This is a genomic window from Roseateles sp. GW821-FHT09G09, from assembly GCF_059415965.1.
Window position 1 is genome coordinate 311,800 of the sequence record NZ_JBWKOG010000005.1, and the last position, 26,048, is coordinate 337,847.

A 26,048-nucleotide genomic window follows, 5' to 3' on the forward strand; every position below is an offset into this window, starting at 1 on the left:
TGCTTTGCAAGCCGTGCCAGAGGAAGGGAAGGTCAAGCGCCTGAACCTCAGCCCTGCGGCTGTTCTCTCGGCACGCTCAACCGCACCCGCAGGCCCTGCCCCGCGGTCGCGTCGAGCAGCTCCAGCTTCCCGCGATGCCGCTGCGCGATGTCCAGCGCGATCGCCAGGCCCAGGCCGCTGCCCGTGCCCTTGGACTCGCTGCCGCGCTCGAAGCGGCGCAGCGCGCGCTCGCGGTCCTGCGGCGGGATGCCGGGGCCGTTGTCCTCGACCTCCATGCGGGACCACTCGCCGTCGCTGCCGGTACGCACCGTGATGTGCGGATTCGGCCCGGCGTAGTTCAGGCTGTTGTGCAGCACGTTGGACAGCAACTCCCGCAACAGGAAGCTCTGCCCCAGCATGGGCGCGCTCTCCAGTTCGAACTCGATGTCCGCACCGGCCTGCAGCGCACGCGGCACCCAGTCCTCCGCGACCTGCGCGGCAATGTCGCGCAGGTTCACCGGCTGCTCGCGGCCGCCGGGCTCGGCCTCGGCACGCGCGATCGACAGCATCTGCGTCGCCAGCCGCGCGCTGCGGTCCACCGACCCCTGCAGCCGCTTGAGCACCGGCTCCATCTGCGGATCGTGCGGCTCCAGCAGGGCCAGGTCGATCTCGGTGCGGAGCGAGGTCAACGGCGTGCGCAGCTGATGCGCCGCGTTCGCCAGGAAGTCCTGCTGCGCCGACGACGCCCGCCGCAGCCTTTCGAAGAGGCGGTTGAACGCCGCGATCAAGGGTCGCAACTCGGCGGGCACGTCGGGCTGCAGCGGCTCCAGGCGCGACAGGTCGCGCTGCTCGAGCTCCTCGCTCAGCTGCGCCAGCGGTCTCAGGCCGCGGTAGGTGGCCCACCAGCCGGCGCCGGCCAGCAGCACGGCCATGCCGCCGATCAGCAGTCCGACGACCACCAGCAGCTGCTGCTGCAGCGCATCGCGCTTGTTCAGCGTCTCGGCGACCAGGATCTGGCAGACGCGTCCGTTGCCGCAGGTGGCGCCGAGCGCCGCCGCCCGCAGCGATTCGCCGTCCAGCGTCGCCAGGGTGAAGAACCATTCGTTGGGCTTGCGCTTGGGCAGCTTCAGTCGCGCCAGCTGCGCGTCGCCCAGCACGACCTCGCCCGAGGGATCGAGCACCAGGTAGTACACGCGATCGGTGCGGTCGAAACGCAGCGCCCGGTCGGTCGGCCCCGACACGTCGACGACGACCTGCCCGTCGCGCTCGCGCAGCAGGCTGGCCACCGCGAGGGCCGTGTCGCCCAGCGCCTGGTCGAGCCAGGAGATCGCCGTGTCGTGCATGACCCGGTACAGCATGAAGCCGGCCGCGGGCACCGCGACCAGCACGGGGAACATCAGCCAGATGAGCAGCCGCTGCTTGAGGCTGAAGGTCCGGCCGCCGCCGGGCTGGGACGACTCGGTCATGCCGCGGGGGTCAGGCCTTGGCCGCCGGCGGGGACGGCATCTCTTCCAGCAGGTAGCCCAGGCCGCGCACGGTGCGCAGCTGCAGGCCGGCGGGCTCGATCTTGGCGCGCAGGCGCGAGACGCAGACCTCGATCGCGTTGTCGCTGACGCCCTGCTCCCAGCCGTTGCTGGCCGAGGCGATCTGCTCCTTGGCGACCACCTTGCCGGCGCGCGCCAGCAGGAAACCCAGCACGTCCCACTCGCGGGCCGACAAGGCCAGCGGCTCCTCGGCGATGTAGGCGCGGCGCGCCTCCATGTCCATGCGCAGCGAGGAGAGTCTCAACTCGTTGCCGGTGCGGGCCTGGCTGCGGCGCACCAGCGCGCGGGCGCGGGCGATCAGCTCGCTCAGCGCGAAGGGCTTGACCAGGTAGTCGTCAGCGCCACCTTCCAGGCCGCGCACGCGGTCCTCGACGGCGTCGCGCGCCGTCAGCAGCAGGACCGGCGTCGTGCTGCCCTGCGCGCGCACGCGCCGCAGCGTCTCGAAGCCGTCGATGCCGGCCAGACCGATGTCCAGGATGAGCAGGTCATAACGGTCCTCGCGCAAGGACAGCGGCACGGGTTCGCCGCGGGCGCTGACGTCCACGACCCAGGACTGCGAGCGCAGCGCCCGGGCGGTGGACTCCGCCAGGAACTCATCGTCTTCGACCAGGAGGATTCGCATGGAGCGTCAGCATAAGGCTAGACCCTTGCACGGGCCAATCGGTCACCTGTCAGAAACCTGAGGGCAACGGCGCCGACAGGTTCCGGACAGCTTGTCGTCAAGTCCGCAACAGCGAGCTTGGACAGACTGCCGTCCATGCCGAACACCGCCCATCCCGACTTCCCCGCCCAGCCGGATCCGCGCCCCGCCGTGCTGCTCCTGCACGGCCTGTGCGCCAACCCGCTGGAGATGATGCCGCTGGCCCGCGCGCTGCGCGACGCCGGCTACGCCGTGGAAGCGCCCGCGCTGGACGGCTACGGCGTCGTGCCCCCGGTCGCCGGCGCGCCGGCCGCGGACAAGCCCGTCCGCCGCGCGGTCCCGCCCTTCGAACAATGGGTCGAGATGGCGGCCGCGCACTTCGACGCGCTGGCCGCGAAACACGCCCGCGTGGCCGTCGGCGGCCTGTCGATGGGCGCCGTGCTGGCGCTGGCCCTGGCGCTGAAGCGGCCGGCGGCGGCGTTGATGCTGCTGTCCACCAGCCTGCACTTCGACGGCTGGAACGTCTCGCCATGGCGCCGCCTGCTGCCGCTGGCCTACGTGCCGCCGCTGCGCCAGTGGCTGGCCTTCCGCGAGACGCCGCCCTACGGCATCAAGAACGAACGGCTGCGCGAGTGGGTCGCGCAGGCGATGAATGCGAGCCACGTCTCCGCGGCCGGCGCGGACCGGCTGCCGGCCGCGTCGCTGTATCAGGCGTCCCGGATGATCCGCCTCGTGCGCCGCCGCCTGCACGAGATCGACGCGCCCGCCGTCGTCCTGCATGCGAGCGAGGACGACGTCAGCGGTCCTCGTTCGGTGCTGGAGCTGCAGCGCCGTCTGGCCACGACGCCCGAGGTGCACTGGTTCCATCACAGCTATCACATGTTGACATTGGACAACGAACGCGGCGCCGTCACCCAGGCGGCGCGTCAGTTCCTGCAGCGCCTGGTGCCCGTCGAGGCACTGTCCGAGCGCCATTCCCCTTTGACCACGACCGAGGACCTCCGCCATGAGCAACACGCTTGATCAACTCCGTCAACTCGCCTGCCACGAGCTGGGCATGACCGACGACGAACTGAAGAACGACGTCACCTTCGCCGAACTGGGACTGGACTCGCTGATGCTGGTCGACTTCATGTTCGCGGTGGAGGACAAGTTCCACATCGAGATCGACCACGACACCGCGATGAAGCAGCCGACGATCGTCGGCCTGGCCGCGATCGTGGACGAGCAACTGGCCGCCAAGGCCGACGCCGGCGGCACGCCCGCGGCCGTCGCCGCCTGAGCGCCGGTGCCGGCATGAGCCCGGAAGCGGTATGGATCACCGGCATCGGCGCGTGCAGCGCGCTCGGCCCGGACGCGGACTCGCTGGCGTTGGCGCTGGCGCAGGGGCGGTCGGGGATCACGCTGCAGCCGGGAGAACCGACACGCGGCGTGGTGCCGTTCGCGGCGGCGGCGGTGACGCTGCCGCTGGGACAGGACATGCCGCCGGCGCAGCGCAACCTGCACGACCGCCACAGCCTGATGGCGCTGCACGCGGCGCGCGAGGCCTGGACGCAGTCCGGCCTGCCGGCGACGTCCGCGACGCCGGAGCGTTCGGCGGTGGCCTGGGGGACGGGACTGGGCGGCTCGAACGCGCTGCAGCAGTCCTACGGCGAGCACCTGACGAAGGAGACGCCGCGCATCCATCCGTACACGGTGGTGCGGGTGATGAGCAACTCGGCCGCGTCGCACCTGGCGATGAAGTACGGGCTGAAGGCGGCGATGCTGACGATCTCCAACGCGTGCGCCTCGTCGGCGCAGGCGATCGGCGAGGCGCTGATGCTGCTGCGCCAGGGCCGCGCGGACGTGGCGCTGGTCGGGGGCTCGGAGGCGATGCTGAACCCGGGGTCGGTGGCGGCCTGGCAGGCGATGGGCGTGATGGCGCCAGCGGATCCGGAAGATCCGTCGCGCAGCTGCCGGCCGTTCGACGATGCACGCAAGGGCCTGGTGCTGGGCGAGGGCGCGGCGGCGCTGGTGCTGGAGACGGAGAGCCACGCCCGCGCACGCGGCGCGTCGGCGCTTGCCGTGCTGGCCGGCTACGGGCATAGCGTGGACGCGGTGCACCTGTCGCGGCCCGACGCCGACGGCCAGGAACGCGCGCTGCGCGCCGCGCTGGCGGATGCCGGCATCGAGGCGTCGCAGGTCGGCTACGTGAACGCGCACGGCACGGCGACGGATGTCGGCGACACGGTCGAGGCCGAATCGCTGTCGCGCGTCTTCGGCGTGCGCGGCGTGCCGGTCAGCGCGACCAAGGCGCTGCACGGCCACCTGATCGGCGCCGGCGGCGCGCTGGAACTGGTCGCCTGCGTGCAGGCGATGCGCCGCGGGGAACTCCCGGCGAGCGCGCACATCGGCAAGAGCGAGCTCGAGGAAATCGCCGACCTGATCCGCGAGCCGCGAGCGTTCGACTCATCCAAGTCAATGGTCAGCAATTCCTTCGCATTCGGCGGAAGCAACGTGTCGCTTGTGATCAGTGCGGCTTGAGGACATGCGGTCTACGCTGGCCGCATGCCCGAATTCCTACTGACCTACGACGTCGTCGAGCGCCTCAACAACGAGGCAGCAATTCAGGCGATTCTTCTGGACGCCGAATCAACTGGCGACTCCGGATACCTTGCTCATGTTCAAGGCCTTGTCGCCGAAGCCCGTCGACGCAACTGCCTTGATTCGCAAATCAAGGGCCACGTTTCACCTCGAACCGCTCCAGCATCGTCGCCAGCTCCGCCGCGGAGCGCAGGCCGAGCTTGGTGAACGCCCTCGCGCGGTGGACCTCCACCGTGCGGATCGCGATGCCGAGTTCGTCGGCGACCTGCTTGTTGAGCTTGCCGGCCGCGACCAGCACCGCGACCTCGCGCTCGCGGTCGGTCAGGCTGGCGAGCTTGCCGGCGACGTCCGCGTGCGCGCGCGACTCGCGCCAGCGGTGGATGTCCGTGGCGATCGCGCGCTGCACCTTGTTGACCAGCGCCTGGTCGTTGAACGGCTTCTCGACGAAGTCGAGCGCGCCCTTCTGCATCGCGTCCACCGCCATCGGGATGTCACCGTGGCCGCTCAGGAAGATCACCGGCAGCGGCACGCCGCGCGCGATCAGCTCGTCATGCACCTGCAGCCCGGAGAGCGGCTCCATCCGGACGTCCAGCACGATGCAGCCGTGCGGGTCGATTGCGCGGGCCAGCGCCTCGAACAACGCGGGACCGCTCGCGTGCGGCTCCACCCGCAGCCCGTGCGTCCGCATCAGGAAAGCCAGCGCGTCCCGCACCGCCGCTTCGTCGTCCACCAGGTGGACCGTCGCCTGTGGGTCGCTCATCGCGCGCCCTCCTTGTGTTGTCCGATGACGCCCTTGCCGGTGCCGGCAAGGGTGCCCGCATTCGTGCCCGCATTCGTGCCCGCATTCGTGCCCGCATTCGTGCCCGCGCCCGTGCCCACGACGGCGGCGTGCTCGCTGTCGTCGCAGGCGCCCTGCCCCGGACACAGCGGCAGCGTGAAACTGATCCTCGCGCCGCCCAGCGCGCTCGCGCCGGCTTCCATGCCGCCATGGTGCGCCTCGATCACCGAACGGCAGATCGCCAGCCCCATCCCCATGCCTTCGGACTTCGTCGAATAGAACGCCGTCGTCAATTGATCGATGCCGCGGCCTTGGAGCCCCGGCCCGTTGTCGTCGACATCCACCCGGACGAAACGATCGCCGACACGCTGCGCCGCGATCCGCACCTGCGATCCCGGCTTGCCGTGCAGTTCGTCGAGCGCGTTGCGCACCAGGTTGATCAGCACCTGCTCGATGAGCACGGCATCGGCCTGCACATCCGGCAGGCCGGAGGGCATCGCCACCTCGACGAGCACGCCGCGCAGGTCGCGCTTGAGCAGCGCCAGCACCCGCGACGCGAGCTCCGGCACCGCGCAGCGTTCCGGCTGCGGCGCGCGCCGCGTCAGGAAGGCGCGGATGCGCTGCACGATGCGCCCGGCCTCCTGCGCCTGCTCGCCCAGGCGGCGCAGCGCCTCCATCACGATCTCGTCGGTCTGGCCCGCGCGTTCCAGCGAACGCAGCGCCCCCGCGTTGTAGCCCGCGATCGCCGCCAGCGGCTGGTTCAGCTGATGCGCCAGCGCCGACGCCACCTCGCCCAGCGTGCTCAGCCGCGCCTGGTGTGCCAGCGCCTCGGTGCGGCGACGGTCGCGCTCCTCGGTCTGCTTGCGCGCGCTGATGTCCACGATCGACCCCATCCATCCGATCTGCACGCCGTTCGCGTCCACCAGCGGCGCCTCGAAGATCATCACGTCCAGCTCGTGCCCGTCGCGGTGCATCCAGCGCGCCTCGTACCCCTCGCGCGGCGCACCGCCGGCCATGTTGCGCTGGTGCCGGCGCAGGCTGTCCGCCATCTCGTCGGGCAGCCAGTACGGCATCGGCGGCAACTGGCCCAGCAGGTCCTCGGCGCTGTAGCCCACCAGATCGCAGAAGGCGCGGTTCACATGCGTCAGCCGGCCGTCCAGGTCGCGACCGCGCAGGCCCACCGTCAGCGAATCCTCGACCGCGCGGCGCCAGGCCGCCTCGGTGCGCGCCTCGCCTTCGGCCCGCCGCACCTCGCGCATCTGCCGGCGCAGCATGCCGCTGGCCAATGCGGACAGCAGCAGGAACACGCCCATCAGCGCCGCCGCCAGCGTGTACCACCACGGCCGGTGCGGCACGCGGGTGTTGAGTTCCAACCACGTCTCGCGCATTGCCGGATCGACGCTGACGCGGTAGCTCTGCGTGTCGGGCAGCGCGAGCGCGTCGCCCGTCTGCGCCAGCCGCTGCCCCAGTCCGTCGACCAGGCGCACGTCGTACTTCTGCGCGAGCCACCACGGCAGCGTCTGCCGCAGCAGCGCGCTCGGCGCGAAGCGCACGACCAGCCGGCCGCCCTGCGGCCGCGGTGAACTCCAGTGCGCGGTCAGCCCGCCTTCGTCGAGGCTCACGCCGCTGCGCTCCCGCGACGGCGCCAGCGCCTGCGGCGTCTGCTGCGGCACATGCGCGATGACGCGGTTGTTGGCGTCGAGCACCGTCACGCTGACCCACAAGCGCCGCAAGCCTTCAGCCACCGCGCGATGGTTCAGCAGGATCTGGTCGTCGACGTTGCCCGGCAGCTGCTGCGCCAGGCGATCCACCGCCGCGTGCTCCGCGTTGAGCCAGTCCGAGATGCGCGCCTCCAGCGACAGCGCGTCGGCGATCAGCGTCAGCCGCTCTTCCTCCAGGTCGCGCATGTCGCTGAATCGCAGCCACACGCCGACCGACGCCGCGAAGGCCAGCGCGAGCACCAGCGGCAGCGCCCAGCTCGCGCGCTTGATCAGGTGGAGGAGACGTCGGGACGCGGCCATGGCGGCAGTCTAGGCGCTGCGCAGAGCGCACGACGGGCCCCGCGGGATACGTGTTTCCCCAATGTGGAAGTCCACAACTGGCGGCGCGGGAACCGGATTTCCACAATCCGTCACATTCCGCCCCCTGCCGCGCGACCTCCCATGTTGCGCGCCCGTGCAGCGGATTCCGAAGAACACCAGGAGACCGCATGTCCACCCAATTCCCCCGCCGCCTGCTGCTGTCGGCCGCTCTCGCCATTGCCGGCGTGGCCACCATGGGATCCGCCTTCGCGCAGGCCCCGATCGTCATCAAGCTGAGCCACGTCGTCGCCCCCGACACCCCCAAGGGCAAGGGCGCGCAGCGCTTCAAGGAACTCGCGGAGGAACGCAGCAAGGGCAAGCTCAAGGTCGAGGTCTATCCCAACAGCCAGCTCTACAAGGACAAGGAAGAGCTGGAGGCGCTGCAGCTGGGCTCGGTCCAGATGCTGGCCCCGTCGCTGGCCAAGTTCGGCCCGCTGGGCGTCAAGGAATTCGAGGTCTTCGACCTGCCCTTCCTGTTCAAGGACGACGCCTCGTTCCGCAACACGACGCAGACCTTGGGCATGGAGCTGTTCAAGAAGCTCGAGCCCAAGGGCATCAAGGGCCTGGCCTTCTGGGACAACGGCTTCCACATCATGAGCGCCAACAAGCCGCTGCATCACGTGGCGGACTTCAAGGGCCTGAAGATGCGGATCCAGTCCTCCAAGGTGCTGGACGCCCAGATGCGCGCGCTGGGCGCGATCCCGCAGGTGATGGCCTTCTCGGAGCTGTACCAGGCGCTGCAGTCCGGCGTGGTCGACGGCACCGAAGGCGTACCGTCCAACTTCTACACGCAGAAGACCTACGAGGTGCAGAAGCACACGACGATCAGCAACCACGGCCACCTGGCCTACGCGCTGATCATCAACAAGAAGTTCTACGACGGCCTGCCGGCCGATCTGAAGGCCGTGGTCGACAGCAGCGTCAAGGACGCGACCACCTACGCCAACGCGATCGCGCAGACCGAGAACCAGCAGGCCTTCGAGAAGATCAAGGCCAGCGGCAAGACGACCATCTACACGCTGACCCCAGCGGAAGTGAACGAGTGGAAGCTGGCGCTGATGCCGGTCCACAAGGAGATGGAGTCGCGCGTGGGCAAGGCCACCGTTGAGGCTGCCTACAAAGCCGCCGGTTTCGTCCCGCCGACGAAGTAAATCGCTCACCGCCCTTCCTCAGCCGCGCCCTGCTTAGGCGGCGCGGCTTTTCTTTGCCTGAAGGAGACCGCCATGTCCTTGAAGTGGCTGGATCGATTGGAGGAAACGCTGATCGCGTTCCTCATGGGCGCGGCGACGCTGGTCATCGCGATGGCCGTGCTGCACCGCTTCCTGGCCGGCGTGCCGGCCGTGCAGGACTACGTCATCCGCATCGACGTGAGCTGGGCGCAGGAGCTGTGCATCTACATGTTCGTGTGGATGGCCAAGTTCGGCGCGGCCTACGGCGTGCGCGCCGGCACCCACGTCGGCGTCGACGTGGTGGTGCGCAAGCTCAAGCCCGCGCACGCGAAGTACCTGGTGATCTTCAGCCTGCTGGCCGGCGCCCTCTTCACCGCGACGGTGGGCACGCTGGGCGCGACCTTCGTGTGGGAGAACGGCGCGCACTACGCATTCACGCACGCGCTGGGCATCAACAACCCCGACCTGTTCGAAGGTCCGACCTCGCCCGACCTGGAGATCCCCACCTGGATCGCCTACTCCTGCGTGCCGCTCGGGTCCTACCTGATGTGCTTCCGCTTCCTGCAGGTGTGCTGGACCTTCATCCGCACCGGTGAAGCGCCGCACGCGGACCACGGCCATGTCGAAGGCATCGAGGACGACGTCGCCGCCGTCGCGTCGGTGAGGACCGCCGAGGAAGCCGCGAAGGCCTCGACGTCGAACGGCTCGAAGGGAGACCGCGCATGAACACGCTGATCATCTTCTCGCTGCTGGTGGTGCTGATGCTCACCGGCATGCCGATCTCGATCTCGCTGGGCCTGACGGTCCTGACCTACCTCTTCACGATGACGAACGTGCCGATCGAATCGGTCGCGCTCAAGCTGTTCACCGGCATCGAGAAGTTCGAGATCATGGCCGTCCCGTTCTTCATCCTGGCGGGCAACTTCCTGACGCACGGCGGGGTGGCGCGGCGGATCATCCACTTCGCCACGACCATGATCGGCCACTGGTACGGCGGCCTGGGCCTGGCCGGCGTGCTGGCCTGCGCGATGTTCGCGGCGATCTCGGGCTCGTCGGTGGCGACGGTCGTCGCGGTCGGCTCCATCATCCTGCCGGCGATGACCAAGCAGGGTTATCCGAAGCAGTTCGGGGCGGGGGTGATCACGACGTCCGGCGCGCTGGGCATCCTGTTCCCGCCGTCGATCAACCTGGTGATGTTCTCCATCGCCACGGCCGGCATGTCGGCGACGGGTCCGCACGGCGAGGTCGTCGGCACCGCGTCCGTCGGCCAGCTGTTCATGGCCGGCGTCGTGCCGGGCGTGTGCCTGTCGATCCTGCTGGGCATCACGACCTGGTACCGCGCCAAGAAGTACGACTACCCGCGCATGGTCAAGGCCACCTGGGGCGAACGCTTCAAGGCCTTCCGCGACAGCTTCTGGGGCCTGATGCTGATCGTCGTCGTCATCGGCGGCATCTACAGCGGCAAGTTCACGCCGACCGAGGCCGCCGCGGTGGCCGCGGTGTACGCCTTCATCATCTCGGTCTTCGTCTACAAGGACATGGGCCTGAAGGACGTGCCCAAGGTGCTGCTCAAGGCCGCGGCGATGAGCTCGATGCTGCTGTACATCATCACCAACGCGGTGCTGTTCAGCTTCCTGATGGCCTCGGAGCAGATCCCGCAGACGATGGCCGCGTGGATGTCGGCGCAGGGCTTCGGACTGTTCGTCTTCCTGCTGCTGGTCAACCTGATCCTGCTGGGCGCGGGCAACTTCATGGACCCCGCAGCGATCGTGCTGATCATGGCGCCCATCCTGTTCCCGGTGGCGGCCAAGCTCGGCGTCGATCCGGTGCACCTGGGCATCCTGATGGCGGTGAACATGGAGGTCGGCCTCTGCCATCCGCCGGTGGGCTTGAACCTCTACGTGGCCTCGGGGATCACGAAGATGGGGATCACCGAACTCACCGTCGCCGTGTGGCCGTGGCTGCTCACGATGCTGGGCTTCCTGATGGTCGTGACCTACTGGCCGACGCTGTCGCTGGCGCTGCCGAGGGCCTTGGGCCTGGTCGGCTGACGGCGGAACCCGTCCTCTTCTGAAAGCCCCGCCGGCGTGCTCGCGCCGCGGGGCTTTTTTCATGGTGCCGGATCATGCGTCGGGTCAGCACCGGGTCAGCACCGGGTCATGCGCCGGGTCACGCATTACCCGCTTGCGAGAGGCTTCACCTCCCTCGCTGGAGGTAGGCCTGTGGTGTGCGAATCGACGGATTCGGCAACACGGGTAACGGTCGATGTCAGAGGGGCGCGATCGATTGACGCGCCCTGTCGCGGACCCCTTTAATGCGCTGCCCTGACGCGCGACCCGCGCGCCGGGACCGAACACGCCGGCCGCAGCGCCGAGAGGATTCCCCATGGCGCCCGCCCCCCGTCCCACCTCCACCGAATGGCTGCGTCGCGCTGCCGTCAGTTCGAGCCGCGCCGCGCTGGCCGGCGCCCTGCTCGCGGCGCTGAGCGCCTGCGGCGGCGGGAACGGCGACGAGTCCCGGCCGCAAGCCAACCCGCCGGTCGCCGAGGCGCCTCCGCCGCCCACAACGCCCACAACGCCCACAACGCCGACCACGCCGACGGATCCCGCCGCTCCGGCACCGTCCCCTGCGCCAGCGCCCTCTCCCGCGCCAGCCCCGTCGCCGGCGCCCCCCAGCGGCCCGACCGCCACGACCCCGCTGAGCCTGCCGCTGGAGTTGCTGGGCGCAGGCCTCCCCAGCGCGCCCACCGTCGCCACCGCCAACCTGACGCTCGACGCCAGCGGCGCCGGCGCCGCCACCGAGCTGTGGCTGCGCTGCCATCGCTGCGGCTTCTTCGGTCCGCCCGAGTACGAGGCCACCCTCGAGAAGCCGGCCACCATCAAGGCGAGCCTGCGCATCCTCGGCGGCACCGCCGCGGCAAATGCCGGCGCGATCCCCTGGGTCGACATCACCGACGCCACGATGACGCTCGCCGATGCCGAGCGCGTGCAGGGCGGCCTGCAGCGCGGCGGCGGCCTCTACACCGCCCGCATGGCGCTCACGCTGGACGCGACCACCCGCGCGCGCCTGGTCAGCGGCGTGAACCTGGTGCAGTTCCGCTTCAACGGCAGCGACGGCGAATCCAACGGCTACCGCGTCATCGACCTGCAGTTCCGCAACGCGCAGGGACAGAGCCTCGCGACCAACGCGGTGCAGCGCGCCGACATCAACGCCGAGAAGGTGGCCGGCCGCACGCTGACCGCCGACGTCGCCGCCGGCGAGAAGCTGTGGAAGGCGGAGAACCGCCTGATGAAGTCGACGCTGGTGAACCACCAGCTCCGCGCCGCGTGCGCCTCGTGCCATGCCTCGGACGGCCGAGACCTGCAGTACTTCAACTATTCCAACAACGCGATCGTCCAGCGCTCGCGCTTCCACGGACTGACCGAGGCCGAAGGCGGGCAGATCGCCGCCTACCTGCGCTATGCGCTGCGCGACATGGCGCACGTCGCGCAGGCCGCGCCGTGGAATCCGCCCTACCAGCCGGGGCCAGGTCTTGACAGCAAGCCCATCGCGGAATGGTCCGCCGGCGCCGGCCTGGACGCGGTGCTGGACTCGCCCACGGACGCGGTCAAGGCGCTGTTCGGCAAGCCGCTCGACGGCACGGCGCTCGCGCTGACCCAGGCCGACGTGGACAAGGTGATGGACGCCGACGCGACGCTCAACACCCGCGAGGTGCCGCTGCCCATCCAGTTCCCGGACTGGAACTCCTACCTGCCGGCGATGCATCCGCTGGACATCTGGCCGACGGGCGCCAACCCGGCGGGCTCCTTCGAGACCGGCGCGACCTTCAGCGCCGAGAACCGGCGCCTCGATCCGCTGGCCACCTCGAAGAAGATCGCCGCCTGGTTCGAGTCGCACCGCTCGGGCCGCTTCGGCGACTGGAGCCACCTGACCCCGCAGCAGCGCAACGAGATCCAGTCCATGCTCCAGCCCTCCGGCTTCGAGCTCTATGCCTTCCTCGGCGGCGGCCGCGGCAACCACGTCGCGGCCACGGGCCAGTACGGCGCGCAGGTCGGCGCGGCGCAGCTGATGAAGTCCGCCTCGTCCGCGCGCATCGCCTCGGAACCCGCCGCCTTCACGACCAACGCCTTCATCGAGCGGGTGGTCGGCAACGCGCTCCAGTGGAACCTCGTCCAGCAATGGGAATGGGCCCAGCGCTACGGCCTCGAAGGCGACCAGCGCTGGTTCATCGGCAACTACGACGCGACCGCCAGGACCTGGGCCGGCCGGGGCGAGCAGCGCGGCTGGCCGTTCAACACCGTCAGCGCCTTCTTCCTGGCGCCGCACATGGTCTACCAGCAGGACACCGACGCCGCCGGCAAGATCACCCGCGAGTGGCTGCTGGCCTGGGAGACCGGCAACAAGCTCGGTTCCTACACGCGGACCAACGCGTGGTACCAGATGCAGGTCACGCTGAACCCGGGCGCGCAGAGCGACTGGGTGAACTTCTCGGTGGACTGGCCCTATCTGACCGGCTTCGACTCGCTGCTGTCGCAGACGCTGGGCGACGCGACGCCGGCGCAGTCCACGGCGGCGCTGATGAGCGACATCCGCCTGCTGCAGGCGCGCATCAAGTCGGCGCAGTTCGTCAACAACAGCATCCCGCTGTGGGTGCCGACGGACACGCGCTCCATCATCAACAACCGCGGACGCTTCAGCAAGGCGGCCGTGGTCAAGCACCTGAACCCGATCAACTTCATGGAGGCGGTCTCGACGCAGGCGACGCAGACCTCGCCGTTCCGCCGCCTCGACAAGCTGCAGGCCGGTCTCACGCTGAAGCTGCTCAACGGCGCGTTCAAGCAGTTCAACCAGCTCTACACGGTCACCGATCCGGCTGTCTGGCGCCGCTGCGACCCGAACAACATGGACCTCGGCGAAGCCGAACCCACGGCGGGCTTCTCGTTCTGCCTGGACCGGACGAAGCAGCCGCTGACGCTCAAGTCGCCCGGCGTCTACGTCATGGCCTCCACGGACTATCGCAGCACCGCCGAGCAGAAGCTGCAGTACGCGGTCTGGAAGGCCGGCACGCTCGGCGCCGATCCGGACCGCGTCAAGACGCTGAACGACTGGCTGCTGCGCGCCTGGCCTTGAGCCCGCTCAGACCCCGCCGCGGTAGCTGCCCTGCTCGGCCGAGAGGCCAGCCTTGACGCCGCGGGTCAGCTCGTCGGCGTAGACCTCGTCGCGACCGGCGGCCAGCGCGTCCAGCACCTGCTGCGCGACGTCGAGCGGATCGGCCTTGGGCGCGTCGAGGCGGGCGGTCATGTCCGTGTCCATGAAGCCGACGTGCAGGCCCAGCACCGACGTGCCCTGCCCCTTCAGCTCCTGGCGCAGGCCGTTGGTGACCGACCAGGTCGCCGCCTTCGACACGCTGTAGGTGGCGGCGCCGGTCAGGTTGAGCCAGCTCAGCACCGACAGCACGTTCACCACCGCGCCGCCGCCCTGCGCCTTCAGCACCGGCGCGAACGCGCGCGTGAGCGCCAGCGGGCCGACGACGTTGGTCTCGAACTCGTCGCGCAGCGCCGCCAGCGCGTGGTCGGCCAGCAGCGGCGAGCCGCGCGAGATGCCCGCGTTGTTGATCAGCAGCGTGACGTCGCCCGCGGCGCGCACGGCGGCGTCGATCTGGTCCTGCTGCGTCACATCGAGCTTCACCGGCACGACGCCGGGCAGATCGATCGATGACGGGTCGCGCGCGGCGGCGTAGATCTTCGTCACGCCGGCGGCCTGGAGCGCCTTGACGAAGCTCTTGCCCAGGCCGCGGTTGGCGCCGGTGACGAAGGCGACGGTGTTCTTGAAGTCCATGATGGTGTCCTTGAGCAGGGGCGCGAGGCGCCGCGAGGCTTTTTAAATGTTGATCGACATGAATAATGTAATGTCGACCGTCATGGAAACGCGGCGGGGCACCCGGCTTGCCCCTGGTGCCGGAGGGGACGTCGCGGGCCGACAGGCGCCGGAACGGCGGTCGCGTTACCGGGGGGCGACGACTGGCCCGCGGCAATAATCCCTGTCACCTCGTCACCGGAGAACGCGTCGATGCCGAAGATGCCGCGCCGCCTGTGTCTGCTCGCCATGATCTCCGTCGCGCTGCTGGGCGCCTGCGGGGACGAGCCGCCGCCGGCCTGGTCCGGCTATGCGGAGGGCGATCCGGTCTACGTCGCGGCGCCGGTCGCCGGACAGCTCGTCGATCTGCAAGTCCAGCGCGGCGACACCGTGAACGCGGGCGTGCCGCTTTTCAGCATCGACGTCACGCCGGTGAGCGCCGCGCGGGCCGAGGCCGACGCGCGGCTGGCGGCGGCCAAGGCCGAGCAGGCCGACGTCGCCAAGGGCCGTCGCCCCGACGAGATCGCGATGAGCCGCGCCCAGCTCGCGCAGGCGCGTGCGCAATCGACATTGGCGGACTCCGACCTCGCGCGGCAGCAGCAACTGATCGGTCAGGGTTTCATCTCCGCCTCGCGGCTGGACGATGCGCGCGCCACCGCCGCGCAGGCTCGCCAACGGGTGCGGGAGCTCGAGTCCTCGCTGCGCGTGGCGGAACTGCCGGCGCGCAACGACCAGCAGGCGGCCGCCCGCGCCAACACGGACGCGGCGTCGGCGGCGCTCGCCCAGCAGCAGTGGCGCGAATCGCAGACACGCCAGAGCGCGCCGGCCGCCGGCCTGGTCGACGACACCTTCTACCGCGTCGGCGAATACGTGAACGCCGGGCAGCCCGTCGTGTCGCTGCTGCCGCCGACGCAGCGCAAGGCGCGCTTCTACGTGCCGGAGCCCGAGCTTGCCTCGCTGCGCCAGGGGCAGACGGTTCAGCTCAGCTGCGATGGCTGCGGCGCGCCGATCGCGGCGCGCGTCAGCTACATCTCGCCGCAGCCGGAATACACGCCGCCGGTCATCTATTCCAACAGCCAGCGATCGCGGTTGGTGTTCCTGGTCGAAGCCAGGCCGGATCCGGCGCAGGCGCTCCGGCTGCATCCCGGTCAGCCGCTCGAGGTCCGGCCCGTGGCGGGCGCCTCGCCCGCCTCTCCCGCCTCTCCCGCCTCGTCGCCGGGACGTCCATGAGCGACAACGCCAGCGAGCTCGCCATCGACGTCCGAGGCCTGACCAAGCGCTACGGTCAGCGGACCGTTGTGGACCATATCGACCTGCAGCTCGGACGCGGCCGCATCTGCGGCTTCCTCGGCCCCAACGGCAGCGGCAAGACGACGACCATCCGCATGCTCTGCGGCCTGCTGACGCCGGACGAGGGCGAAGGCACCTGCCTCGGGCTCGACATGCGCAGGCGCGCCGGCGAGATCAAGCGGCAGGTCGGCTACATGACGCAGCGCTTCGGCCTGTACGAGGACTTGTCGATCCGGCAGAACCTCGATTTCATCGGACGGCTCTTCGAACTCGACAACCGTGAGCGCCGCGTCGACGAGGCGCTGGACCGGCTCGGACTGAAGACGCGTCAGGACCAGTTGGCCGGCGCGCTGTCGGGCGGCTGGAAACAACGGATGGCGCTCGCCGCCTGCCTGCTGCACGAGCCGAAGCTGCTGCTGCTCGACGAACCCACCGCCGGGGTCGACCCGAAGGCGCGGCGCGACTTCTGGGACGAGATCCATCGCCTGGCGGCGGACGGCATCACGGTGCTGGTCTCGACGCACTACATGGACGAGGCCGAGCGCTGCCATGAGCTCGCCTACATCGCCTACGGCAAGCTGCTCGCGCGCGGCACGCAGCGCGAGATCATCGAGCAGGCCAAGCTCACCGTCTGGGCGCTGCATGCGGAGGATCCCAGGCGCCTGGCCGAGCTGTCGACGGCACTCAACGGCGCCGAGGGCGTGCTCAGCGTCGCCGCGTTCGGCAACAGCCTGCACGTCGCCGGCCAGGACGAGGCGGCGTTGGAGCGCGCCATCGCACCGCATCGCGACGACCGTGGCGCAAGCGCTGGTCTGCGCTGGGAACGTGCCGAAGCCAACCTCGAAGACGTCTTCATCAGCCTGATCAGCAAGACACCCGACAACTTCGAGGGCGGGCGATGAAGACGAGCCGCTTCAGCCTCGCGCGCGTGCTGGCGATCTTCATCAAGGAGGTCCAGCAGATGCTGCGCGACCGGCCCACCTTCGCGATGGCGGTGGGGGTGCCCATCCTGCAGCTGCTGCTCTTCGGCTACGCGATCAACACCGATCCAAAGGGATTGCCCACGGCGGTCGTGACGCAGGACCGCGGGCCGATGGCGCGCAGCCTGGTCGCGGCGCTAGCGCAGAGCGGCTACTTCCGCGTCCAGGCCCGGCCGGCGTCGGAGCGGGAAGGCGACACGATGGTGGAGGACGGCGAGGTGCAATTCCTCATCGTCATCCCGCCGGACTTCAGCCGGCGCGTCATCCGCGGCGAGCAGCCGGCGGTGCTGGTGAGCGTCGACGCGACGGATCCGTCCGCGTCGAGCAATGCGCTGGCGGCGCTGGCGCAGCTCGGCGCGCAAGCGCTGCGCCGCGACCTGGTCGGCGCCGCGCGTCCGAACGCCGCCGCGGGCGCGACGGCACTCTCGACGTCCTCGACCACGGCGGGGCCGGTGGGCGCCTCGCCCGCGATGCCCTTCGAATGGCGCATCCATCGACGCTACAACCCCGAGGGACTCTCCCGCTACAACATCGTGCCGGGGCTGATCGGCACGATCCTGACGATGACGATGGTGATGCTCACGGGACTCGCGATGACGCGCGAGCGCGAGCGCGGCACGATGGAGAACCTGCTCGCGACACCCGTGCGTCCGCTGGAGGTCATGATCGGCAAGATCCTGCCCTACATCGTGCTGGGCTACGTGCAGCTGGGGGTGATCCTGCTAGCGGCGGCGCTGCTGTTCCAGATCCCGATGGCGGGCAGCTTCACGCTGCTGCTGACGATGATCGGCGTGTTCATGCTCGCCAACCTCGCGGTGGGCTTCACCTTCTCCACGCTGGCGAAGAACCAGTTGCAGGCGCTGCAGGCGACGTTCTTCTTCTTCCTGCCGTCGATGCTGCTGTCGGGATTCATGTTCCCGTTCCGCGGCATGCCGCGCTGGGCGCAGGTCATCGGCGAGGCGCTGCCGCTGACGCACTTCCTGCGCATCGTGCGCGGGATCATGCTGAAGGGGAATTCGTTCGAGCAACTGGTGCCGGAGCTGTGGCCGATGCTGGTCTTCCTGCTGGTCGCGGGAACGATCGCGCTGCTCAGATACCGGCAGACGCTCGACTGAACGCTTCAGTACTGCCACCGCCGCTGGCCCTCACCCCTGCCCTCTCCCGCAAGCGGGAGAGGGAGCAAGAAGCGCTGCATGACTGCCTGGACCCCTCGCGCTGCGCGCGCCCCTCACCCCTGCCCTCTCCCGCAAGCGGGAGAGGGAGCAAGAAGCGCTGCATGACTGCCTGGACCCCGCGCGCTGCGCGCGCCCCTCACCCCTGCCCTCTCCCGCAAGCGGGAGAGGGAGTAAGAAGCGCTGCATGACTGCCTGGACCCCGCGCGCTGCGCGCGCCCCTCATCCCTGCTCTCACCCGCAAGCGGGAGAGGGAGAAAGAAGGTGTCGGCGCGGCTCTCCGCCAAGCGGGAACAGGGGGAGGAAGGACGCCTGTCGGACTCCCTCTCCCGCTTGCGGGAGAGGGTGGGGGTGAGGGCCAGCTGCCGCGGAAGTGCTGAAGCCTCAGGCGTAGAGCGTCGCCCGCCCTTCGCGGACGAAGCCTGCGAGCCGCAGTCCGCAGGACTGTGCCGTGCGGATCGCCAGGTGCGTGGGCGCGCTGACCGCGGCCAGCATCGGCATGCCGGCGATCGCCGCCTTCTGGACCATCTCGAAGCTCGCCCGGCTGGTGACGGCGGCGAAGCCATGCGAGGCGTCGATCCCGGCCTTGGCCATGGCGCCGATCAGCTTGTCGAGCGCGTTGTGGCGGCCCACGTCCTCGCGCGCGAGGATGACTTCGCCGTCGGGGCTGCACCACGCGGCAGCGTGGATGCCGCCGGTGCGCTGCTGCAGCGGCTGCGCGGCGGCGAGCTCGCGCATGGCGCGCGACAGCGCGGGCACGAGGGCGTCGGCGTCTGCGAGCCCTGCGGGCAACGCCGGCACGGGCCGATCCGGCACGCGGAAGACCTGGTCGAGGTTGTCGGTGCCGCAGAGACCGCAACCCGTGCGGCCGGCCATGCTGCGGCGGCGTTCTTTCAGCAGCGCCTCGCAGCGCGCGGTAACACGCAGCTGCAGCGCGACGCCGTTGGGTCGCGTCCGCACTTCCACATCGAGCAGGTCGGCTGGCGTCGCCAGCAATCCTTCGGTCAACGAGAAGCCAAGCGCGAAGTCCTCGAGATCGAGCGGCGTCGCCAGCATCACGGCGTGCGACAGGCCGTTGTACTCGAGCGCGATCGGCACTTCCTCGGCGACGAACTCCTCGTCCGCCGCGCGCGCGGCGCCGAGCCGCTCCGGCCGCACCGCGATCAGCGCGGAGGGCAGCGGTGCGTCGTCATCGTCGGGCAGCGCGCAGGCATCGTTCAGGGTGTCGCTCATGACGCTGTCTCCGCGACCGCATCGTCCACGTCGTCGCCGCGACCCGCCGGCGTGATGCGGGCGATCCAGCGCCCGTCCTCGTCCACGTGCAGGCGCACCCAGCCGGGTCCCTGCGCGTCGCCGACGCGCGCATCGCTCATCAAGGTGTAAAGCCGCAGCAGCACGCTGACGCGCAGCCCCGTGCGCTTGGCCAGACGCGGCAGCGAAACGCCATTGCCGCCGTCCAGCTCCGCCAGCGTCTCCAACGCGAAGCGCGCCTGCGCGGCCACGTCGCCGTCGCCGTCGTCATCGACCTCGTGCTCCACCTCTTGCTCGACTTCCTCGACTTCCTCGACCTCCTCGACCTCCTCGACCTGACGGTCGAGGTCGTCTCGGGCCTCGGCGGCGGGCGCGTCGGCAGCGCTCATGGTCGCGTCCTCAGGCGCTCACGCCCGCCACCGAGCGGGCCTGGTCCTGCGGCAGCGGCGCATCCTGCTCGCGCAGCGTCAGCACCACCGGGATGGACTTCGACGTCGGCGTGCCGGCGCCGATGGACACGCTGCTCAGCGGCACCAGCGCGTTGGTCTCCGGGAAGTAGCTGGCCAGGCAGCCGCGCGGGATGTCGTACTCGATCAGCACGAACTTCTCCGCGCGACGCGTGTCGCCGTCGCTGTAGACGCTGGTGATGTCGACCCACTGGCCCGCCTTCATGCCGATCGCCCGCAGGTCTTCCTTGTTGATGAACACCACGCGGCGATGGCCCCAGACGCCGCGGTAGCGGTCGTCGTTGCCGTAGATCGTCGTGTTGTACTGGTCGTGGGACCGCACCGTCGCCAGGTTGAACACCACCGTCTTCTCGTCGCGCATCCGCGCGCGCGCCTGATGCAGCGGCGTGTCCGTCGGCAGCGCGTAGGCGATGAAGTTGGCCTTGCCGGTGGGCGTGTTCCAGACACGCTCCGAGGCGGTGTTGCGCAGGCGGAAGCCGCCCGGCGTCTTGATCTTCTCGTTGAAGCCGGCGAAGTCGTCGAAGACCTCCTCGATCTTGTCGCGGATGCGCGAGTAGTCCTCCACCAGCCACATCCACGGCGTCTTCGACCGGCCCTTCAGCGTCGCGGCCGCCAGGCGCGCCACGATCATCGGCTCGGACAGCAGGTGCTCCGACGCCGGCGCGTTCATGCCGCTGGACAGGTGGACCATGCTCATCGAGTCCTCCACCGTCACGCCCTGCGGGCCGCCGGCCTGCATGTCGATCTCGGTGCGGCCCAGGCAGGGCAGCACCAGCGCCTCCTTGCCGTGGATGGTGTGGCTGCGGTTGAACTTGGTCGTCACGTGGACGGTCAGGTCGGTCGAGCGCAGCGCCTTCCAGGTCGCGATCGTGTCCGGCGTCGCCGAGGCGAAGTTGCCGCCCAGCGCGAAGAACACCTTGCCCTTGCCGTCGAGCATCGCCTGGATGGCCTCGACGGTGCCGTAGCCGTTCTCGCGCGGCGGCTCGAAGCCGAAGACCTGGCCCAGGCGGTCCAGCAGCGACTTGGGCGGCTTCTCGTAGATGCCCATCGTGCGGTCGCCCTGCACGTTGGAATGGCCGCGCACCGGGCAGGCGCCCGCGCCTTCGCGACCCAGGTTGCCGCGCAGCATCAGCAGCGCCGCGATGTGCTGGATCGTCGCGACCGAATGCTGGTGCTGGGTGATGCCCATGCCCCAGCAGATGATCACGCGCCTGGCCTGCGCGTACAGGTCGCCGGCGGCGCAGAGCTGCTCCTGCGACAGGCCGGATTCCGCTTCCAGCGCTTCCCAGCTTTCGGCCCGGATACTGGCTTCGAATTCCTCGATGCCGTGGGTGTGCTCGGCGATGAAGCCCAGGTCCAGCACGCGCTCGCCGCCGGCGGCCACCGCCGCATCGTCCAGCTCGAAGACGCGCTTGCACAGCGCCTTCATCACAGCCATGTCGCCGCCGATGCGCAGTTGGAAGTAGTTGGTCGAGATGGGCGTGCTGCCCAGCGTCGCCATCTCCAGCTTGTCCTGCGGATCGGCGAAGCGCTCCAGCCCGCGCTCGCGCAGCGGGTTGAAGCTGACGATCTTGCAGCCGCGCTTGGACGCCTCGCGCAGTTCGCCCAGCATGCGCGGGTGGTTGGTGCCCGGGTTCTGGCCGAAGATGAAGATCGCGTCCGCCTGCTCGAAGTCGTGCAGCGTCACCGTGCCCTTGCCGATGCCGATCGTCGGCTTCAGGCCCTGGCCGCTGGGCTCGTGGCACATGTTCGAGCAGTCGGGGAAGTTGTTGGTGCCGAACTCGCGCACGAACAGCTGGTAGAGGAACGCGGCCTCGTTGCTGGCGCGGCCCGAGGTGTAGAACATCGCCTCGTTGGGATCCTTCAGCGCGTTCAGGCGCGCGGCGATCAGCTCGAAGGCGTCGTCCCAGGCGATCGGCTGGTAGCGGTCCGTGGCGCGGTCGTAGACCAGCGGCTCGGTGATGCGGCCCATGTTCTCGAGGTCGTAGTCGGACCACTCGGCCAGTTCGCTGACGGTGTGCCCGCCCAGCACCTCGGCCGTGGCGCGGTGCGCGGTCGCTTCGGCGGCGATCGCCTTGGCGCCGTTCTCGCAGAACTCGAAGGTCGAGCGGTGATCCCGGTCGGGCCATGCGCAGCCCGGGCAGTCGAAGCCGTCGGCCTGGTTGGCCGACAGCAGCGTCTTGGCGCCCTTCACCGCGACGCCCTGCTGCTGCAGGTGCTTCGCGACGCTCCTCAGCGCGCCCCAGCCGCCGGCCGGTCCCTTGTAGAAATGGATCTTCTGGTCGCTCATGTTCACCCCCGGTTTGATCGGGCCACGGCCCGTTCAAACCACCCCCCGTGGGGGTGGCGGGCCGGCTTGGGGCGGCCCGGCGCTCGGCCCGCCCCTCGCTAAGAAGGAAGAATGGCAGACCGAGGCCTGCCATCGTGTTCACAGTATCGGCGCTGGCAGTCAGCGCCGTGCCGTGAGGGTCAAGAGAAGAACTTCGCGGCGCTCAGCAGCGTGCGATAGATGCCCCATGCCAGCGGGATGCCCACGGCCAGCCAGGCCAGCGCGACCAGCACGGTCGGCGTGGCGCGGCCGGCGCCCGGGCCGCTGCCCACTTCGGCGGCGGCGGCCTTCTCGTGCGCCAGCTTCTTCTCGACGGCCAGTTCGGCGTCGGTCATGAAGTGCTTGTCGGCGACCGGACGGATGGCCAGGTTGGCCAGCAGGCCGACGACCAGCATGCCCACCAGGATGTACATCGTCTGGTTGTAGACCTGCTCGCGCGGGATGCCCAGGCCCAACTGGTAGTCGCGCATGTAGTTCACGACGATGGGGCCCAGGATGCCGGCGGTGGCCCAGGCGGTCAGCAGGCGGCCGTGGATCGCGCCCACCATCTGCGTGCCGAAGAGGTCGCCCAGGTAGGCCGGCACGGTGGCGAAGCCGCCGCCGTACATCGACAGGATGATGCAGACCGCGCCCACGAAGGCCAGCTTGTGGCCCGCGGCCGCGCTGCTCGGCAGGCTGGCGTACAGCAGGCCGCCCAGCACGAAGAACACGGTGTAGGTCAGCTTGCGGCCCAGCTTGTCCGACAGCGACGCCCACACGAAGCGGCCGCCGATGTTGAACAGGCTCAGCAGCGCGGTGAAGCCGCCGGCGATGGCCGCGATGGCCGCCAGCTGCGTCTTGTCGAGCTCGGCGAACCTGGCTTCCACGCCGATCAGCGAGCCGCCGAAGATCTCCTGCAGCATCGGGCTGGCCATGCCGATCACGCCGATGCCGGCGGACACGTTCATGCACAACACGATCCACACCAGCCAGAACTGCGGGATGCCCCACACCTTCTTCACATGCACGTGGCGCTGCGTGATCATGGTGTTGGTAGCCTGCGCGGCCGGCGGGGTCCAGCCCTCAGGCTTCCAGCCGGTGGGCGGCACGCGGTAGCCCAGCGCGCCGGCGACCATGAACACGAAGTACACGACGGCCATCACGACGAAGGTCTGCATCACGCCCGCGTCGGTGGGGGTGGCGAAGTGCTTCATCAGTTCGACGGCCAGCGGCGAACCGATCATCGCGCCGCCGCCGAAGCCCATGATGGCCATGCCGGTCGCCATGCCGCGGCGGTCGGGGAACCACTTGATCAGCGTCGACACGGGCGAGATGTAGCCCAGGCCCAGACCGATGCCGCCGATCACGCCGGAGCCGAGGATCATCATCCAGAACTGGTGGGTGTGGATGCCGATCGCAGAGATCAGCATGCCGCCGCACCAGCAGACGGCCGACACCAGGCCGGCCTTGCGGGGACCGGCGCGCTCCAGCCAGCCGCCCCAGATCGCGGCCGCGCAACCCAGGAACACGAAGAACAGCGTGTACATCCAGCCCAGGGTCGCGACGCTCCAGTCGCACTGGGTGGTGAACAGCTGGGCGAAGAAGCCCACGTCCTTGCCGCAGGCGGCGCCGGTGCCGGCGGTCTGCAGCATCTTGGACAGCGGCAGCCAGAACACCGAGAAGCCGTAGGCCATCCCGATGCACAGGTGGATGGCGAGCGCGCTCGGCGGCACCAGCCAGCGGTTGAAACCAGGAGCGGCGATCGTGCGCTCCTTGTCCAGCCAGCTCGAGCCGGCGGATCCGCCGCCCTGATCGGTCAGCACAGTAGACATGGGTCCTCCTCAAACAATGAAAGGCGGCCGCGACGCGGCCCGCTGATGACGAACGGCACCGAACCCTCCAACGGCACCGTTCGGCCGCGTCCCGTGTTCCGTCGTCCCTCGTCCCTTTCGGCATCAAGAAACCGTTAGGAAACCGATTTCTGGTGACGGGCTGAAAAAGTTGGCGCAGAACGCTCGCGGCGGGCGCGATCTTGACGCATGTCACTGACATCCATTGACAACCCCACCTAGCGAGCGGACATCTATCGCACGAAACCGACAACCGGGAGCGATGACGGGACGGGCGGTAACCGAATGTGCGAACGGGAGTTCGGGCGATCACCGCACAACACCCCCTGGAGGCGGTGGGATCCCCAGGCGGCATCGGGGACGACCCGGCACCAGGTCGGATTGTTGAGGTCCCCACAACGGTGCGTTGCGCGGCGCAGCATTTATGCGATCGGGGTGAATGCCTATTGTTCGGAGATCTCCCGTCTCCGAAGGCGTCCATCAGCGCCTTCTTCACCGGACCGCCCTTCAGGGGCCGTCCGGTTTTTTCTTGGGCGCGAGGCGGCCGCGCATCGGACCCGGCAACTTCCCAGGGATCGCCGTTTGCCCCGATGAACACGCGGATGTATCGGGGTGCAACCTGCCGGTTGTCCTACAAAGCCTCGCGACATCAGCCCACTTCCGACTCCCCTCCGACGGTCCAAAGTTGGTCCTAACCGATCTCCACCGATCGGCCCCTCAAGCCCAAAGGAGAGACTCAAATGAACGCAACCAAATCCCTCGTGACCGGTGCCGTCGCCCTGACCGCCTTCGCCAGCGTGCTGGGCCTGGCCTATGCGCAGGTCGAGAACTCGACCGAGTCGACCCAGACGCCGACCACGCAAGCCACGCAGGAACAGTACCCCGCCACCCAGACCGAGCAGCAGGCGCCTGCCGACCAGAGCATGACGCCGGCCGACCAGTCGAACACGGCCACCACCCAACAGAACCAGACGACGCCTGAAGCCCAGTCGCAACAGACGCAGCCGTCCTCGACGGACCAGTGGCAGAACCAGCAGCCGCAGTCGCAGCAGGATCCGCTGCCGACCGAACCGACCAGCGCCGGCACGCCGGCTCCGCGCGCCGACCGCAACTGATCGGTGAGCGCCTTCCGCCGCCACGCCCGGATCTGACCTCTCCCTGAAAGCCCACCATGCTGCGCGCCTCCAGCGGGTACTTCTTCAGCGATCCTCCCCCGAAGCCGCCCTCGAAGGGGGTATCGGAATGGATCCCGGAGCACCTGCGGGAACGCGCGGGATGGGCGGTGCAGGGACTGGCGCTGGGCCTGGCCGGCGCGCTGCTGGCCTGGCCGGCGGCGACCTTCCTCATGAAGCAGCTGCGGCCGGCTCCGCCCGTCGTGGCCCGTCACACCCCTTCAGCGCCGGTCCAGCCGGTCGTCCACGCCCCCGCGCCAGTGTTGCGGACCGGCACGGCCGATTTCGGCAAGACCAAGGTTTCCAAGCAGGCCCGCCAGCTCGCCCAATGGGTGATGTCGGGCTGGGATCACAACGGTCGACCGTTCGCGATCCTCGACAAGCGCCAGGCCCAGGTGCTGGTGTTCAGCCCTGACGGCAAGCTCCAGGCGACCACGCCGGTGCTGCTGGGCTACGCCGCCGGCGACGATAGCGTCGCGGGCATCGGCCTGAGGCCCATCGCCGAAGTGCGCCCGAACGAGCGCACCACGCCGGCCGGCCGTTTCGTCGCGCAGCCCGGCAAGAACGCCGGGCACGAGGACGTGCTCTGGGTCGACTACGACGCCGCCGTGTCCATGCACCGCGTGCGCCCGACCAACCCCGCGGAGCGTCGACTGGAGCGGCTCGCGTCGCCGACGCCCAAGGACAACCGCATCAGCTTCGGCTGCATCAACATGCCGGTGAAATTCTTCGAGCAGACGCTGTGGCCGACCTTTGGCAAGCGCGGTGGCATCGTGTACGTCCTGCCTGAAAAGAAGGCGATGGAACAGGTCTTCGCGGAGCAGATGCGCCGCGCCAAGGCCGGTCCTTCCACCTGACGCGCGGTCGATGACCGCGCCGCGCCCCCGGCCGACGACCGAATCACGTCGCCTTCCCTTCTCCCCCACCA

The 26,048-nt window shown here is 69.5% G+C and carries 21 protein-coding genes; 12 read left to right on the top strand and 9 right to left on the bottom strand.

Going from position 1 to position 26,048, the window contains the following annotated elements; all coding sequences use genetic code 11:
- Window positions 1–47: 47 nt before the first annotated feature.
- Together AC07O8_RS15530 and AC07O8_RS15535 are read right to left on the bottom strand one after the other, a co-directional pair.
- Window positions 48–1,445: a sensor histidine kinase gene (locus AC07O8_RS15530; protein WP_495048883.1), complete on the bottom strand. Its 1,398-nt coding sequence runs from the start codon at window positions 1,443–1,445 to the stop codon at window positions 48–50.
- Window positions 1,446–1,455: 10 nt separating this feature from the next.
- A complete protein-coding gene (locus AC07O8_RS15535) occupies window positions 1,456–2,145 on the bottom strand; it encodes a response regulator (protein ID WP_297525182.1) in 690 nt (229 codons plus the stop codon).
- Window positions 2,146–2,280: 135 nt separating this feature from the next.
- Between AC07O8_RS15535 and AC07O8_RS15540 the strand changes: the two genes are divergently transcribed.
- Genes AC07O8_RS15540 through AC07O8_RS15550 form a run of 3 tightly spaced genes read left to right on the top strand, consistent with a single transcriptional unit; the run spans window position 2,281 to window position 4,686 of the window.
- Window positions 2,281–3,186: an alpha/beta hydrolase gene (locus tag AC07O8_RS15540; RefSeq protein WP_495048884.1), complete on the top strand. Its 906-nt coding sequence runs from the start codon at window positions 2,281–2,283 to the stop codon at window positions 3,184–3,186.
- Window positions 3,170–3,445 carry an acyl carrier protein gene (locus AC07O8_RS15545; RefSeq protein ID WP_495048885.1) on the top strand — a complete coding sequence of 92 codons (276 nt, stop codon included), beginning with the start codon at window positions 3,170–3,172 and terminating at the stop codon, window positions 3,443–3,445. The genes AC07O8_RS15540 and AC07O8_RS15545 overlap by 17 nt, the downstream gene beginning before the upstream one ends.
- A 14-nt stretch (window positions 3,446–3,459) precedes the next feature.
- Window positions 3,460–4,686 carry a beta-ketoacyl-[acyl-carrier-protein] synthase family protein gene (locus tag AC07O8_RS15550; protein ID WP_495048886.1) on the top strand — a complete coding sequence of 409 codons (1,227 nt, stop codon included), beginning with the start codon at window positions 3,460–3,462 and terminating at the stop codon, window positions 4,684–4,686.
- A gap of 190 nt (window positions 4,687–4,876) precedes the next feature.
- Here AC07O8_RS15550 and AC07O8_RS15555 read toward each other — a convergent pair whose 3' ends face one another.
- Both AC07O8_RS15555 and AC07O8_RS15560 read right to left on the bottom strand, forming a co-directional pair.
- Window positions 4,877–5,506: a response regulator transcription factor gene (locus AC07O8_RS15555; protein WP_495048887.1), complete on the bottom strand. Its 630-nt coding sequence runs from the start codon at window positions 5,504–5,506 to the stop codon at window positions 4,877–4,879.
- Window positions 5,503–7,545 (bottom strand): PAS domain S-box protein, encoded by a 2,043-nt coding sequence (locus AC07O8_RS15560; RefSeq protein ID WP_495048888.1) that lies wholly within the window; start codon window positions 7,543–7,545, stop codon window positions 5,503–5,505. Before AC07O8_RS15560 ends, AC07O8_RS15555 begins: the two co-directional genes overlap by 4 nt.
- 188 nt (window positions 7,546–7,733) lie before the next feature.
- On the opposite strand from AC07O8_RS15560, the gene AC07O8_RS15565 reads away from it, so the two are divergent.
- The 4 genes from AC07O8_RS15565 to AC07O8_RS15580 all read left to right on the top strand — a co-directional run bounded on the left by AC07O8_RS15565 (window position 7,734) and on the right by AC07O8_RS15580 (window position 13,904).
- The gene (locus AC07O8_RS15565) at window positions 7,734–8,756 is read left to right on the top strand and encodes a TRAP transporter substrate-binding protein (RefSeq protein ID WP_495048889.1); all 1,023 of its coding nucleotides are present in this window, start codon (window positions 7,734–7,736) and stop codon (window positions 8,754–8,756) included.
- Window positions 8,757–8,834: 78 nt separating this feature from the next.
- Window positions 8,835–9,500 carry a TRAP transporter small permease gene (locus tag AC07O8_RS15570; RefSeq protein ID WP_495049103.1) on the top strand — a complete coding sequence of 222 codons (666 nt, stop codon included), beginning with the start codon at window positions 8,835–8,837 and terminating at the stop codon, window positions 9,498–9,500.
- Window positions 9,497–10,825: a TRAP transporter large permease gene (locus AC07O8_RS15575; protein WP_088404913.1), complete on the top strand. Its 1,329-nt coding sequence runs from the start codon at window positions 9,497–9,499 to the stop codon at window positions 10,823–10,825. Before AC07O8_RS15570 ends, AC07O8_RS15575 begins: the two co-directional genes overlap by 4 nt.
- A 334-nt stretch (window positions 10,826–11,159) precedes the next feature.
- A complete protein-coding gene (locus tag AC07O8_RS15580; protein ID WP_495048890.1) occupies window positions 11,160–13,904 on the top strand; it encodes a hypothetical protein in 2,745 nt (914 codons plus the stop codon).
- 6 nt (window positions 13,905–13,910) lie between these two features.
- Here AC07O8_RS15580 and AC07O8_RS15585 read toward each other — a convergent pair whose 3' ends face one another.
- Window positions 13,911–14,612 carry an SDR family oxidoreductase gene (locus AC07O8_RS15585; RefSeq protein WP_495048891.1) on the bottom strand — a complete coding sequence of 234 codons (702 nt, stop codon included), beginning with the start codon at window positions 14,610–14,612 and terminating at the stop codon, window positions 13,911–13,913.
- 231 nt (window positions 14,613–14,843) lie between these two features.
- Here AC07O8_RS15585 and AC07O8_RS15590 point away from each other — a divergent pair, with 231 nt between their 5' ends.
- The 3 genes from AC07O8_RS15590 to AC07O8_RS15600 are packed head-to-tail and all read left to right on the top strand — an operon-like array spanning window position 14,844 to window position 18,015.
- Entirely contained in the window at window positions 14,844–15,860 is a 1,017-nt protein-coding gene (locus tag AC07O8_RS15590) for an HlyD family secretion protein (RefSeq protein WP_495048892.1), read from the top strand.
- Window positions 15,857–16,822: an ABC transporter ATP-binding protein gene (locus AC07O8_RS15595; RefSeq protein WP_495048893.1), complete on the top strand. Its 966-nt coding sequence runs from the start codon at window positions 15,857–15,859 to the stop codon at window positions 16,820–16,822. Before AC07O8_RS15590 ends, AC07O8_RS15595 begins: the two co-directional genes overlap by 4 nt.
- Window positions 16,819–18,015, top strand: coding sequence for an ABC transporter permease (locus AC07O8_RS15600; RefSeq protein ID WP_495048894.1), 1,197 nt, complete (start codon window positions 16,819–16,821; stop codon window positions 18,013–18,015). Before AC07O8_RS15595 ends, AC07O8_RS15600 begins: the two co-directional genes overlap by 4 nt.
- 441 nt (window positions 18,016–18,456) lie before the next feature.
- On the opposite strand, the gene fdhD is transcribed toward AC07O8_RS15600, so the two are convergent.
- The 4 genes from fdhD to AC07O8_RS15620 all read right to left on the bottom strand — a co-directional run bounded on the left by fdhD (window position 18,457) and on the right by AC07O8_RS15620 (window position 23,930).
- Window positions 18,457–19,305: a formate dehydrogenase accessory sulfurtransferase FdhD gene (gene fdhD, locus AC07O8_RS15605; RefSeq protein WP_495048895.1), complete on the bottom strand. Its 849-nt coding sequence runs from the start codon at window positions 19,303–19,305 to the stop codon at window positions 18,457–18,459.
- Window positions 19,302–19,712, bottom strand: a complete 411-nt coding sequence (locus tag AC07O8_RS15610) for a hypothetical protein (protein ID WP_495048896.1) — start codon at window positions 19,710–19,712, stop codon at window positions 19,302–19,304. Before AC07O8_RS15610 ends, fdhD begins: the two co-directional genes overlap by 4 nt.
- Window positions 19,713–19,722: 10 nt before the next feature.
- Window positions 19,723–22,080 carry an FdhF/YdeP family oxidoreductase gene (locus AC07O8_RS15615; protein WP_495048897.1) on the bottom strand — a complete coding sequence of 786 codons (2,358 nt, stop codon included), beginning with the start codon at window positions 22,078–22,080 and terminating at the stop codon, window positions 19,723–19,725.
- Window positions 22,081–22,259: 179 nt separating this feature from the next.
- Window positions 22,260–23,930, bottom strand: coding sequence for an OFA family MFS transporter (locus AC07O8_RS15620; protein WP_495048898.1), 1,671 nt, complete (start codon window positions 23,928–23,930; stop codon window positions 22,260–22,262).
- 758 nt (window positions 23,931–24,688) lie between these two features.
- On the opposite strand from AC07O8_RS15620, the gene AC07O8_RS15625 reads away from it, so the two are divergent.
- Both AC07O8_RS15625 and AC07O8_RS15630 read left to right on the top strand, forming a co-directional pair.
- Complete coding sequence (locus AC07O8_RS15625; protein ID WP_495048899.1) at window positions 24,689–25,063, top strand: hypothetical protein; 375 nt, start codon at window positions 24,689–24,691, stop codon at window positions 25,061–25,063.
- A gap of 56 nt (window positions 25,064–25,119) precedes the next feature.
- Window positions 25,120–25,977 carry a hypothetical protein gene (locus AC07O8_RS15630; RefSeq protein ID WP_495048900.1) on the top strand — a complete coding sequence of 286 codons (858 nt, stop codon included), beginning with the start codon at window positions 25,120–25,122 and terminating at the stop codon, window positions 25,975–25,977.
- Window positions 25,978–26,048 lie beyond the last annotated feature (71 nt).

Excerpts from the sequence above, each read along its gene's own strand:
- AC07O8_RS15530 (WP_495048883.1), bottom strand. The coding sequence starts at position 1,445 with ATGACCGAGTCGTCCCAGCCCGGCGGCGGCCGGACCTTCAGCCTCAAG.
- AC07O8_RS15535 (WP_297525182.1), bottom strand. The coding sequence starts at position 2,145 with ATGCGAATCCTCCTGGTCGAAGACGATGAGTTCCTGGCGGAGTCCACC.
- AC07O8_RS15540 (WP_495048884.1), top strand. The coding sequence starts at position 2,281 with ATGCCGAACACCGCCCATCCCGACTTCCCCGCCCAGCCGGATCCGCGC.
- AC07O8_RS15545 (WP_495048885.1), top strand. The coding sequence starts at position 3,170 with ATGAGCAACACGCTTGATCAACTCCGTCAACTCGCCTGCCACGAGCTG.
- AC07O8_RS15550 (WP_495048886.1), top strand. The coding sequence starts at position 3,460 with ATGAGCCCGGAAGCGGTATGGATCACCGGCATCGGCGCGTGCAGCGCG.
- AC07O8_RS15555 (WP_495048887.1), bottom strand. The coding sequence starts at position 5,506 with ATGAGCGACCCACAGGCGACGGTCCACCTGGTGGACGACGAAGCGGCG.
- AC07O8_RS15560 (WP_495048888.1), bottom strand. The coding sequence starts at position 7,545 with ATGGCCGCGTCCCGACGTCTCCTCCACCTGATCAAGCGCGCGAGCTGG.
- AC07O8_RS15565 (WP_495048889.1), top strand. The coding sequence starts at position 7,734 with ATGTCCACCCAATTCCCCCGCCGCCTGCTGCTGTCGGCCGCTCTCGCC.
- AC07O8_RS15575 (WP_088404913.1), top strand. The coding sequence starts at position 9,497 with ATGAACACGCTGATCATCTTCTCGCTGCTGGTGGTGCTGATGCTCACC.
- AC07O8_RS15580 (WP_495048890.1), top strand. The coding sequence starts at position 11,160 with ATGGCGCCCGCCCCCCGTCCCACCTCCACCGAATGGCTGCGTCGCGCT.
- AC07O8_RS15585 (WP_495048891.1), bottom strand. The coding sequence starts at position 14,612 with ATGGACTTCAAGAACACCGTCGCCTTCGTCACCGGCGCCAACCGCGGC.
- AC07O8_RS15590 (WP_495048892.1), top strand. The coding sequence starts at position 14,844 with ATGCCGAAGATGCCGCGCCGCCTGTGTCTGCTCGCCATGATCTCCGTC.
- AC07O8_RS15595 (WP_495048893.1), top strand. The coding sequence starts at position 15,857 with ATGAGCGACAACGCCAGCGAGCTCGCCATCGACGTCCGAGGCCTGACC.
- AC07O8_RS15600 (WP_495048894.1), top strand. The coding sequence starts at position 16,819 with ATGAAGACGAGCCGCTTCAGCCTCGCGCGCGTGCTGGCGATCTTCATC.
- fdhD (WP_495048895.1), bottom strand. The coding sequence starts at position 19,305 with ATGAGCGACACCCTGAACGATGCCTGCGCGCTGCCCGACGATGACGAC.
- AC07O8_RS15610 (WP_495048896.1), bottom strand. The coding sequence starts at position 19,712 with ATGAGCGCTGCCGACGCGCCCGCCGCCGAGGCCCGAGACGACCTCGAC.
- AC07O8_RS15615 (WP_495048897.1), bottom strand. The coding sequence starts at position 22,080 with ATGAGCGACCAGAAGATCCATTTCTACAAGGGACCGGCCGGCGGCTGG.
- AC07O8_RS15620 (WP_495048898.1), bottom strand. The coding sequence starts at position 23,930 with ATGTCTACTGTGCTGACCGATCAGGGCGGCGGATCCGCCGGCTCGAGC.
- AC07O8_RS15625 (WP_495048899.1), top strand. The coding sequence starts at position 24,689 with ATGAACGCAACCAAATCCCTCGTGACCGGTGCCGTCGCCCTGACCGCC.
- AC07O8_RS15630 (WP_495048900.1), top strand. The coding sequence starts at position 25,120 with ATGCTGCGCGCCTCCAGCGGGTACTTCTTCAGCGATCCTCCCCCGAAG.